Genomic DNA, 11087 nt, shown 5'->3' on the forward strand with positions numbered 1-11087 from the left:
GCTGCCGTCAAACGGGGGCACCAAGTGTTAGATTCCATCCACTAGTATAGCTTCGTCTTACGTCATTCGCTCCCGCAGCGCCTGCCGGTCACCTTCCTCCCTTCGATGACATAGCTTCGGTTCCATACTGGACGTCCGATCATGCCCGACAGACGAACCCTGACTTCTGCGCCAAGCTAAGGCGACCGACATACCTTGCGTTGACCTACTGTCGGGTTTGTCGCGTCCGCGACATAGTGATGTTCGGCCCGCGCGTGCCGCGCTCAGTTAAGTCATAGAATGATGTGCAGAGCAGCTTATCTGAGGCGCTCTCTGCGCAGTTGGCACAACTCTTGCTGCCTTAGTTGAACGGCGGCACACGCCGGATACCCTTCCATCGCTTGTCAGATCAGCCAGCCAACAGGTAACCAAGATGGACGCGCAAGAAACCACTGCAGCATGCCGGGACGCCTTCGCCGAACTGGCGTCGCCAGCGTGCATCCACGACCCGTATCCGTTCATGCGGTGGTTGCGCGAGCACGATCCCGTGCATCGCGCGGCGTCGGGCCTCTTTCTGTTGAGCCGCCACGCCGACATCTACTGGGCGCTCAAGGCCACGGGCGATGCGTTTCGGGGACCGGCGCCGGGCGAACTGGCGCGCTATTTCCCGCGTGCCGCGACGAGCCTGTCGGTCAATCTGATGGCATCCACGCTAGCGATGAAGGACCCACCGACGCATACGCGTCTGCGCCGGCTGATCTCGCGCGACTTCACCATGCGCCAGATCGACAACCTGCGGCCGAGCACCGCGCGCATCGTCGCAGCGCGCCTGGACGGCATGGCGCCCGCGCTAGAGCGCGGGGAGGCGGTGGACCTGCATCGGGAATTCGCGCTAGCCTTGCCCATGCTGGTCTTCGCCGAACTGTTCGGCCTGCCCCAGGACGACATGTTGGGGCTCGCCGCCGGCATCGGCGCCATTGTGGAAGGCCTGGGCCCGCACGCCAGCGATCCCCAGCTCGCCGCGGCGGACGCGGCCAGCGCCAGGGTGCTGGCCTACTTTGGCGACCTCATACAGCGCAAGCGCACCGATCCCCGCCACGACATCGTGTCGATGCTGGTCGGCGCACACGACGACGATGCCGACACGCTGTCGGATGCGGAGTTGATCAGCATGCTGTGGGGCATGCTGCTGGGCGGCTTCGCCACCACTGCTGCGACCATCGACCATGCGGTCCTGGCGATGCGGGCGTATCCCGAACAGCGGCACTGGCTGCAGGGAGACGCCGTGGGGGTGAAGGCATTCGTCGAAGAAGTCCTGCGCTGCGACGCGCCCGTCCTGTTCAGCCCCACTCCGCGTATCGCCCAGCGCGACATCGAGCTGGGCGGCGTGGTGATCCCGAAGAACGCGGACGTGCGGTTGCTGATCGCGGCCGGCAATCGCGACCCGGACGCCTTCGCCGATCCCGACCGCTTCGATCCCGCGCGGTTCTACGGCACCAATCCTGGCGGCACCAATCCTGGCATGTCGACCGACGGGAAGATCATGCTGAGCTTCGGCCACGGCATCCACTTCTGCCCCGGTGCGCAACTGGCCCGGATGCAGTTGGCCGAGAGCCTGCCGCGGATCCAGGCGCGCTTCCCCACGCTGGCATTGGCCGAGCAGCCGACCCGGGAGCCCTCCGCGTTCCTCAGGACGTTCCGCGCGCTGCCGGTGCGGCTGCATGCGCAAGGGGGGGGCTGAGATGCGCGTCGTGGTCGACCAGGATCTGTGCGGAACCACCGGGCAGTGCGTGCTGACGCTGCCGGGCACCTTTCGCCAGCGCAAACCGGACGGCGTGGCCGAAGTGTGCGTGGCGACGGTCCCGCAGGCGCTGCACGCCGCCGTGCTGCTCGCGGCCAGCCAGTGCCCGGTCGCCGCCATCCGGGTCATCGAAAGCGACACTGGCGATGGCGAGCGCGCCAGCGCGGACCCTGCGCCTTCTCCGGCGGAGGCTGAGCGGCATGCCGCGAAAGACCAACGCAATCCAGGAGGACACGATGGGACGGTTTGAAGGCAAAGTGGCCGTGGTGACCGGCGCCGGCATCGGCAAGGGACGTGGCCGCGCTGGTGGCCTTCCTGCTCTCCGACGATGCTGCGTTCATCACCGGCCAGGTCGTGTGCATCGACGGCGGCATGCTGGCGCATGTCCCGACGTACGCCGACGGTGGCAACAGCCGCGCCGCGCGGGCTGCCGGCGACACCGCCGAAGCGGGGCGCTGCTGATGGACATGCTGCTCAACCCGCTGGACCGTCGGCACCGGCTGCGGTACGACATCCCGGTCGTGCCCGGCGCTTTCCCCCTGGTCGGGCATCTTCCCGCCATCGTCTGCGACCTGCCGCGCCTGCTGCGGCGCGCGGAACGGACGCTGGGCAGCCACTTCTGGCTGGATTTCGGGCCTGCCGGACACCTGATGACCTGCGTGGATCCAGATGCGTTCGCACTACTCCGGCACAAGGATGTGTCCTCGGCGCTGATCGAAGAGATCGCGCCCGAATTACTTGGCGGAACGTTGGTCGCCCAGGACGGCGGCGCGCACCGGCAGGCGCGCGATGCAATCAAGGCGGCGCTCCTGCCCAAGGGGCTGACCCAGGCCGGCATCGGCGCCCTGTTCGCGCCCGTCATCCGGGCGCGGGTGCAGGCGTGGCGCGACCGCGGCGACGTAGCCATCCTGCGCGAAACCGGCGACCTGATGCTCAAGCTCATCTTCCGCCTCATGGGAATCCCAGCGCAGGACCTGCCGGGATGGCATCGCAAGTACCGGCAACTGCTGCAGTTGATCGTCGCGCCCCCGGTCGACCTGCCCGGACTGCCCTTGCGGCGCGGCCGCGCCGCCCGCGACTGGATCGATGCGCGGTTGCGCCAGTTCGTCCGCGACGCGCGCGCGCATGCCGCGCGCACCGGGTTGATCAACGACATGGTGAGCGCCTTCGATCGCAGCGACGATGCGCTCTCCGATGACGTCCTGGTCGCCAATATCCGCTTGCTGCTGCTTGCTGGTCACGACACCACCGCCTCGACGATGGCCTGGATGGTGATCGAGCTGGCGCGGCAGCCTGTGCTGTGGGACGCCCTGGTCGAGGAGGCGCAACGCGTGGGCGCGGCGCCGACCCGGCACGAGGACCTGGCGCAGTGTCCGGTCGCCGAGGCGCTATTCCGCGAGACGCTGCGCGTGCATCCGGCAATCACGCTCCTGCCGCGTCGCGCGCTGCAGGAATTGCAACTCGGCCAACGGCGCATTCCCGCGGCACCCATATCTCATGAGCTGGCATCGCATGCCCCGTGTGGCGAGGCAGCGGCGCCGGCCGCGGCGGATCGCCGCTCGCCGTGGCCGTCTCCTGTCAGGTACAAGGACATGAACAACATGCAGACCGATTCCACGCTACACGACGACCGAACTGGCGTTTCCGCGCTCGGCGGCGGCGCATCCGGCAGGCTGCTGCCGGAGATCTGGATGCAGGACGGCGCAAAGCGGGTCGAACAGGCGCTAGCGCGTCTTCTCTGCGCCGAAGACGACGGTGAGACCGAGCTGATGGCGGCGATGCGCTACGCCACCTTGCATGGCGGGAAGCGCACCCGCGCATTGCTCTGTCTGGCTGCCGGCGCACTGGCCGACACGCCGGCGCACATGCTCGACGACGTCGGCGCTGCCATCGAGATGATGCACGCCTGTACCCTGGTCCACGACGACCTGCCCGCGATGGACGACGACGTGCTTCGCCGCGGCCTTCCGACCGTGCACGTCAGGTTCGGCGAAGCCACTGCGATCCTGGTCGGCGATGCGCTGCAGGCGCACGCCTTCCTCACCCTGGCGAGCCTGGATGCGCCGGGCGACAACCGTATCGCGCTCGTGCGCGAACTGGCGCGGGCGGTGTCCGCCGAGGGTGCCGCAGGCGGGCAGGCCATGGATCTGTCGCTGGTCGGAAAGCACGTCGAGCTGGACAGGATCGTGGCAATGCACCGGATGAAGTGCGGAGCGCTAGTGCGCGCATCCGTTCGCATGGGCGCGCTATGCGCCATCGCGGAGGATGCCGCGCACGCTGCGCTGTACTGTGCGCTCGATCGCTACAGCGCCTGTTTCGGCCTGGCGTTGCAGGTGGTCGACGACATTCTCGACGCGACTGCGGATACCGCGACGCTGGGCAAGACCCCCGGCAAGGACGCGGCGGGGCAGAAGCCGACCTGCGCGTCGATCATGGGGCTGCAGGCAGCGCGCCAGTTCGCGCTGGATCTGTTGCGCGACGCCGGGGAGGCCATCGCCCCGCTGGGGCCGCGTGCGGAACGCATGGCGCAGATGCTGCAGCGGGCCAACGCGTATCTGTTCAAGCACGCGCCATGCGCATAAGCGCGCCGTCCGCATGGAGTCGCCCGTGTGCCGCTGGATCGACCAGCGGCAGCGGTGCATGCAGCACTGTGTCCGAGTTCGCGGCGACTGCCCGATCCTGGTTCTCGTCAACCGTCTGCAGAAGGAACATTCCGCGTGAACGCGCTGTCCGAACAGATCCTTTCCGAATTGCGCCACCTGCTGAGCGAGATGAGCGACGGCGGCAGCGTCGGTCCGTCCGTCTATGACACGGCGCGAGCTCTACAGTTCCACGGCAACGTCACCGGTCGGCAGGACGCATACGCGTGGCTCATCGCGCAGCAACAGGCCGATGGCGGATGGGGAAGCGCGGACTTCCCGCTGTTCCGCCATGCGCCCACGTGGGCGGCGTTGCTGGCATTGCAGCGTGCCGATCCTCTTCTCGGCGCTGCCGACGCAGTCCAGACTGCAACCCGGTTCCTCGAGCGCCAGCCCGATCCCTACTCGCATGTGGTGCCGGAAGACGCGCCGATCGGCGCGGAGCTGATCCTGCCGCAGTTGTGCGGCGAGGCCGCATCCTTGCTGGGCGGCGTGGAGTTTCCGCGCCATCCGGCGCTGTTGCCGTTGCGGCAAGCGTGCCTGGTCAAGCTGCGGGCGGTGGCGACGTTGCCGAGCGGCCATCCGTTGCTGCACTCCTGGGAAGCCTGGGGGACGTCGCCGACCACTGCATGCCCTGATGACGACGGCAGCATCGGCATCAGTCCGGCGGCCACCGCCGCGTGGCGTGCGCACGCCGTCACACAGGGGAGCACGACGCAGGTCGGGCGCGCCGACGCGTATCTGCAAGCGGCATCGCGGGCGACGCGCAGCGGCATCGAAGGCGTCGTTCCCAACGTCTGGCCGATCAATGTGTTCGAGCCATGCTGGTCGCTGTACACCCTGCATCTGGCCGGGCTGTTCGCGCATCCCGCGCTCGCCGAGGCGGTGCGCGTGATCGTTGCGCAGCTCGACGCCCGCCTGGGCGTGCGCGGTCTGGGCCCGGCCTTGCACTTCGCGGCCGATGCGGACGACACCGCCGTTGCGTTGTGCGTCCTGCGCCTTGCAGGCCGCGAGCCGGCGGTCGATGCGTTGCGCCATTTCGAAATCGGCGAGCTGTTCGTCACCTTCCCCGGCGAGCGCAATGCCTCGGTGTCGACCAACATCCATGCCCTGCATGCGTTGCGACTGTTGGGAAAGCCCGCCGCCGGCACCAGCGCCTACGTCGAGGCCAATCGCAACCCGCACGGTCTATGGGACAACGAAAAATGGCACGTTTCGTGGCTGTATCCCACCGCGCATGCGGTCGCTGCGCTTGCGCAAGGCAAGCCCCAGTGGCGCGACGAGCGCGCGTTAGCGGCGCTGCTGCAGGCGCAGCGCGACGACGGCGGCTGGGGCGCCGGTCGCGCGTCCACATTCGAGGAAACCGCCTATGCGCTGTTCGCGTTGCACGTGATGGACGGGAGCGAAGAGCCGACAGGGCGCCGGCGCATCGCGCAGGCGGTGGCGCGTGCGCTGGAGTGGATGCTCGCCCGCCATGCGGCGCATGCATTGCCGCAGACGCCGTTGTGGATCGGCAAGGAACTGTATTGCCCCACCCGGGTCGTGCGCGTGGCCGAACTCGCCGGGTTGTGGCTGGCACTTCGTTGGGGGCGGCGCGTCCTGGCCGAGGGAGCAGGAGCGGCGCCATGATCCAGACCGAACGCGCGCTGCAGCAGGTGCTGGAGTGGGGGCGTTCCCTGACCGGGTTCGCCGACGAGCATGCCGAGGAAGCAGTCAGGGGCGGCCAGTACATCCTGCAGCGCATCCACCCGAGCCTGCGCGACACCAGCGCCCGCACCGGCCGCGATCCGCAGGACGAAACGCTGATCGTGGCGTTCTATCGCGAACTGGCGCTGCTGTTCTGGCTCGACGATTGCAACGACCTTGGCCTGATCGCGCCGGAGCAGCTCGCCGCAGTGGAGCTGGCGGTGGGGCAGGGCGTGCCGTGCGCGCTCCCCGGATTCGAGGGCTGCGCTGTGCTGCGCGCTTCGCTGGCCGCGCTCGCCTACGATCGTCGCGACTATGCTCAGCTTCTCGACGATACCCGGTGCTACTGCGCGGCGCTGCGCGCCGGACACGCGCAGGCGGCAGGGGCGGAACGCTGGTCCTACGCCGAGTACCTGCACAACGGTATCGATTCGATCGGCTACGCGAACGTGTTCTGTTGCCTGTCGTTGCTGTGGGGGCTGGACATGGCGACCTTGCGCGCGCGTCCGGCGTTTCGCCATGTCCTGCGGCTCATCTCCGCGATAGGGCGCCTGCAGAACGATCTGCATGGACGCGATAAGGACAGGTCGGCCGGCGAGGCCGACAACGCGGCGATCCTGGTGCAGCAGCGCTATCCGGCTATGCCTGCGGTGGAGTTCCTCAACGACGAGCTGGCCGGCCATACGCGCATGCTGCACCGGGTGATGGCGGAAGAACGCTTTCCCGCGCCGTGGGGACCCTTGATCGAGGCCATGGCGGCCATCCGCGCGCAGTTCTACCAGACCTCGACCAGCCGCTACCGCAGCGACGCTGCGGGGGGAGGCCAGCGTGCGCCGGCCTGAATGCGCGGGAGGCGGCGGCGTGTGCGCGCTGCCGTCGGTCCGATCCGACGCAACGCCGTCGCCCGATGCGACGGATGGAGCGAGCATGAGCGACACCGCCCTGAGCCGGCGCAAGGACGACCATCTGGACATCGTGCTGGATCGGCGAACGGCGCCGGCCACGGTCGCCGCCGGCTGGGAGTACATCCGTTTCGAACACTGCGCATTGCCCGAGTTGGAGCTGACGCAGATCGACCTGCGCGCCTCGCTGCTGGGCAAGACCATGCGCGCGCCGCTGCTGATCAGCTCCATGACCGGCGGCATGCCACGCGCCGAGGCCATCAACCGGCATCTGAGCGAGGCAGCGCAAGACTTGGGGATCGCCATGTGCGTCGGTTCGCAGCGCTTGAGCCTGCAATCCCGCAACTCCCAGGGGCTGACGCGCGCGCTGCGCCGCCTGGCCCCAGACATTCCCTTGCTGGCCAATATCGGCGCCGCGCAACTTCGCGAGGCCGACGGCCTGGACCTGGCGCGCCGGGCGGTGGATGCGCTGGAGGCCGATGGACTCATCATCCATCTCAATCCGCTGCAGGAAGCGGTACAGCCGGAGGGCGACCGCGACTGGCGCGGCGTCCTGGCGCAGATCGCTCGCGCCGCGCGCAGCGTGGGCGTGCCGATCGTGGCTAAGGAAGTGGGGTCGGGCCTGTCCGCCTCGGTGGCCTGTGCGCTCGTCGAGGCGGGCGTGGCGGTAATCGATGTCGCCGGCGCCGGCGGCACCAGTTGGGCCGCGGTGGAGGGCGAGCGCGCCCGCGATGCCGCCGACCGTACCGTGGCGATGGCGTTCGCTGATTGGGGGATTCCGACCCCGGCCAGCGTGCAGGCGGTACGTCGGGCGCTGCCAACGGTGAAGCTGATCGCGTCGGGCGGGATCCGCGACGGCGTCGACGTGGCCAAGGCCATCCGCCTGGGCGCGGACATCGCTGGGCAGGCGGCCGGCGTGCTGGGCGCGGCGACGGTGTCCACCGAGGCGGTTGTCTCACATTTCGAGATCGTCATCCGCCAGTTGGCCGTCGCCTGCTTCTGCACCGGCTCGGCTGATCTGGCGGCGTTACGTCAGGCGCGCTTGTTGCCCTCGGCACATCTGCCCGCCGGTTGATGCCGGCGTCGCCCGCACGTGGCGGCGGGCGCCTAGCAGACTGCTGAAATACCTACGCCAAAGATAGACTACCGATCCCCTTGGCGAGGGGTTCGATGCGCAGGAGCGATGTGTTCATGGAGCAGCTGTTCACGATGAGCGGTTGGAGGATTTCGTGCCAGCCGATCATCCACTGCGCCCGATCCGGCTGATGGTCAATGAAGCGCTAGTGCGGCTAGACGGGTACTGTCACATTGATTGAGCGGTAAGGAAATTGAGGTAGCAGCGCACCCATGACCGTGAGTGCACCGACCTACAAGAACCACCGCTCAATCAATGTGACAGTACCTATTGAGAAGCTGCGTGAACTGAGCCTACCCTGGCCGGGAGGTGTCCAATGAGCCGGCTTCGCACAACGCTCAAGCGCTATGTCGGCATGCGCCAAGGGCTGGGATACAAATACGACGGTCCGGCACGACGGTTGTCGTCATTCGTCACCTTCATGGAAGCCCGCGGCGCCGATACCATCACGACTGATCTGGCGATGGAATGGGTGACGTTGATGGGCCGACAGCCGAGTTGGTCCATCCGCCTGGCTGATGTGCGCTGCTTTGCCTAGCACCTCACTCATTTCGATCCTCTGACGGAAGTGCCACCAAGCGACGCTGTGCCGCCGGCACGGCGGACAAAGCCCTACATCTATAGCGAGATCGAGATTCAGGCGCTTGTGGCGGCAGCACTTTCGCTGCCGCCGGCCCTCGACGCTGGAATCACTGCCGGTTCGGACTGATAGCGGTGGCCGGACTGCGCCATTCCGAAGCGCTCGGCCTGCTCCGGGCCGACGTCGATCTCGACCAGGGCGTCCTTACTATCCGAGAGACAAAGTTCGGCAAGTCACGGCTGGTCCCGCTGCACGCCACGACAATCGCTGTCCTTTCAGACTATGCCGTCCGACGCGATGCACACCTTGGTACGCCGCGCAGTCCCTATTTCTTCGTCGCCGAACAGGGCGGCAGATTGCTGCATCAATACGTGCACCGCGTGTTCTGGCGACTTTCCCGGCAAATCGGATTACGGCAGGAGGGGAATCGCGATGGCCCACGGATTCATGATCTTCGTCACCGTTTCGCCGTCCAGACCCTGATCAACTGGCATCGCGCTGGCGAAGATGTGGAACGCGAGCTGCCGGTTCTCTCGACCTTCCTCGGCCATGCGAATGTTCGCGACACCTACTGGTACCTGTCCGCCGCGCCGGAACTGATGAACCATGCCGTACGGCGATTGGATAAGCGCTGGGAGATTCGGTCATGAGACGCACGAACGACCTGGCCGTGCTGATCGAGCGGTGGTTCACAGATCGGCTCATGAAGCATCGAGGTGTAAGTTCCAACACCATTGCCTCCTATCGCGACACCTTCAGGCTCCTGTTTGCGTTCGCACAGACGCGCCTTGGGAGATCCCCATCTCAGTTGACACTGCGGGATTTGGACGCTCCTTTCATCGGCGCATTCCTGGAGGATCTTGAGACGAAGAGATCCGCCTCGGTGAGGACCCGGAACCTCCGCCTCACAGCCATTCGATCTTTCTTCCGATATGCGGGGTTCGAGGAGCCGGCACATAGCGCCCACATTCAGCGTGTGCTCGCGATCCCCAGCAAGCGATGTGACAAGCGGCAGCTTCAGTTTCTAACCAGGCCCGAGATTGGAGCGATCCTGGACTGCACGGATCGAAGCACGTGGCTGGGATGCCGCGATTACACTCTGCTATTGCTGGCCGCGCAAACGGGGCTGCGGGTCTCCGAGATCATCGATCTTGACCGAGACTCGGTAATGCTGGGCCAGGGCGCGCATGTGCAATGCGTCGGCAAGGGCCGCAAAGAGCGAAGTACGCCGCTCACCAAGGTTGCACAGCAAGCCCTCCGGCGTTGGCTCAAGGAACCAGGGAAGCGAGGCGCAACGGCTCTCTTTCCGAATATGCACGGTGGCAGCCTCAGCGCCGACGGCGTGCAGGCCCTGCTGAACAAATATGTCGCCAAAGCGCGCGAGCACTGCGTCTCCCTTCGCTCGAAGCGGGTGTCGCCCCATGTCTTGCGGCACAGCGCTGCCATGGAGCCGCTACAGGCGGGCGTCGATTGCTCGGTCATTGCCCTGTGGCTGGGCCATGAGGCGATGGAAACGACGCTGACCTATCTTCATGCACATCTTGAACTGAAGGAATCCGCACTCGCAAAGCTGAAGCCGTACGAAGGCGCCAAGACCAAGCGATTTCGACCAAATGACCGGCTTCTGGAATTCCTGAACGCCCTCTGAGCATGAGAACTATGCCGAGTGCCAACGACTGGTCTTCGACCAAAACGGCAAGAGAAGCGCGTTTCAACCGGTATGTTGGAAGAGGTGCTCGGCATAGTTCGACGGTCGGCATAAAACATGGAAAATGAATGGCGCCGATCCGCTCGACTGGCTCTCGCAGACCCTGACCCGCATTGCTCAAGGCTGGCCAGCATCCGAAATCGAAGCCCTCATGCCCTGGAACTTCAGGTCGGACGCCGTCAGCTAACCGCTTACCGCGTTTCACGCAATGTCCGGCATTCTCGTTGCTATTCCGAAACTTGCCGGACCGCTTCCGGCCCCAATTGAGACGCTCGGATTCATACGGACCAAGAATCCGTTCTTCCCGCTTCCCGGGCGTCCAGATCAAAGGCAGCAACGCGAACTCTCCATCCGCCTGAGACTGGAAGCCGGCAGCATGCCGCTCAGTCCGGATGTCTCCGGTCCTTCGCCTTGAAGGGATATGAACCCGCGGCCCGCCGGCCAATTCAAACTAAAGCATTGAAATACTGTGACAGTGTCATCACCGTTCCGCGGTTGCCGGCGTGCTGTGTCAAATCGCCGTGGGTAAATTTGCATTCGCTTGACCGACGACGCCCTGCCTGGCATACAAAGCTTGGCCCTACACGCGGGCCGGTGTGCCCGCCACGCAAAGCTAGTGGTATCCGCCTAACATAAGAGTCCGTATGGGATTCCCTT

At 66.1% G+C, this 11087-nt stretch carries 9 protein-coding genes and 4 pseudogenes; all 13 read left to right on the top strand.

Annotated elements, in window-relative coordinates:
* The first annotated feature begins 412 nt into the window (after positions 1-412).
* Entirely contained in the window at positions 413-1720 is a 1308-nt protein-coding gene (locus N181_RS02950; RefSeq protein ID WP_014857763.1) for a cytochrome P450, read from the top strand.
* A 1-nt stretch (position 1721) separates the two neighbouring features.
* Entirely contained in the window at positions 1722-2030 is a 309-nt protein-coding gene (locus N181_RS02955; RefSeq protein ID WP_034859623.1) for a ferredoxin, read from the top strand.
* A gap of 38 nt (positions 2031-2068) precedes the next feature.
* Positions 2069-2242: pseudogene (locus tag N181_RS30795) on the top strand (SDR family oxidoreductase); the annotation flags it as partial.
* A pseudogene (locus N181_RS32820) lies at positions 2242-3264 on the top strand (cytochrome P450); the annotation flags it as partial. The pseudogenes N181_RS30795 and N181_RS32820, both read left to right, overlap by 1 nt.
* 117 nt (positions 3265-3381) lie before the next feature.
* Positions 3382-4362 (top strand): polyprenyl synthetase family protein, encoded by a 981-nt coding sequence (locus N181_RS32825; RefSeq protein WP_034859625.1) that lies wholly within the window; start codon positions 3382-3384, stop codon positions 4360-4362.
* A gap of 135 nt (positions 4363-4497) precedes the next feature.
* Positions 4498-6048 (top strand): hypothetical protein, encoded by a 1551-nt coding sequence (locus tag N181_RS02970; RefSeq protein WP_014857759.1) that lies wholly within the window; start codon positions 4498-4500, stop codon positions 6046-6048.
* Positions 6045-6947: a terpene synthase family protein gene (locus N181_RS02975; RefSeq protein WP_014857758.1), complete on the top strand. Its 903-nt coding sequence runs from the start codon at positions 6045-6047 to the stop codon at positions 6945-6947. The genes N181_RS02970 and N181_RS02975 overlap by 4 nt, the downstream gene beginning before the upstream one ends.
* 85 nt (positions 6948-7032) lie before the next feature.
* Entirely contained in the window at positions 7033-8082 is a 1050-nt protein-coding gene (gene fni, locus N181_RS02980; protein ID WP_015633476.1) for a type 2 isopentenyl-diphosphate Delta-isomerase, read from the top strand.
* A 95-nt stretch (positions 8083-8177) separates the two neighbouring features.
* A pseudogene (locus N181_RS34435) lies at positions 8178-8305 on the top strand (IS5/IS1182 family transposase); the annotation flags it as partial.
* Positions 8306-8458: 153 nt separating this feature from the next.
* Positions 8459-8680: a hypothetical protein gene (locus N181_RS35430; protein ID WP_014857755.1), complete on the top strand. Its 222-nt coding sequence runs from the start codon at positions 8459-8461 to the stop codon at positions 8678-8680.
* A 176-nt stretch (positions 8681-8856) separates the two neighbouring features.
* The gene (locus tag N181_RS35435; RefSeq protein WP_014857753.1) at positions 8857-9372 is read left to right on the top strand and encodes a tyrosine-type recombinase/integrase; all 516 of its coding nucleotides are present in this window, start codon (positions 8857-8859) and stop codon (positions 9370-9372) included.
* On the top strand, positions 9369-10370 hold the full coding sequence (locus N181_RS02995) for a tyrosine-type recombinase/integrase (protein WP_015633473.1): 1002 nt from the start codon (positions 9369-9371) through the stop codon (positions 10368-10370). The genes N181_RS35435 and N181_RS02995 overlap by 4 nt, the downstream gene beginning before the upstream one ends.
* Before the next feature lie 112 nt (positions 10371-10482).
* Positions 10483-10617, top strand: a pseudogene (locus N181_RS30810) (transposase domain-containing protein); the annotation flags it as partial.
* Positions 10618-11087: the final 470 nt, after the last annotated feature.

Origin of the sequence: Sinorhizobium fredii USDA 205 (assembly GCF_001461695.1) — a bacterium.
In the GTDB taxonomy this organism is placed as follows: domain Bacteria; phylum Pseudomonadota; class Alphaproteobacteria; order Rhizobiales; family Rhizobiaceae; genus Sinorhizobium; species Sinorhizobium fredii.

Bases quoted from the DNA above. Each gene is read 5' to 3' on its own strand.
- N181_RS02955 (WP_034859623.1), top strand. From the start codon at position 1,722: ATGCGCGTCGTGGTCGACCAGGATCTGTGCGGAACCACCGGGCAGTGC.
- N181_RS35430 (WP_014857755.1), top strand. From the start codon at position 8,459: ATGAGCCGGCTTCGCACAACGCTCAAGCGCTATGTCGGCATGCGCCAA.
- N181_RS02975 (WP_014857758.1), top strand. From the start codon at position 6,045: ATGATCCAGACCGAACGCGCGCTGCAGCAGGTGCTGGAGTGGGGGCGT.
- N181_RS02995 (WP_015633473.1), top strand. From the start codon at position 9,369: ATGAGACGCACGAACGACCTGGCCGTGCTGATCGAGCGGTGGTTCACA.
- N181_RS32825 (WP_034859625.1), top strand. From the start codon at position 3,382: ATGCAGACCGATTCCACGCTACACGACGACCGAACTGGCGTTTCCGCG.
- N181_RS02950 (WP_014857763.1), top strand. From the start codon at position 413: ATGGACGCGCAAGAAACCACTGCAGCATGCCGGGACGCCTTCGCCGAA.
- fni (WP_015633476.1), top strand. From the start codon at position 7,033: ATGAGCGACACCGCCCTGAGCCGGCGCAAGGACGACCATCTGGACATC.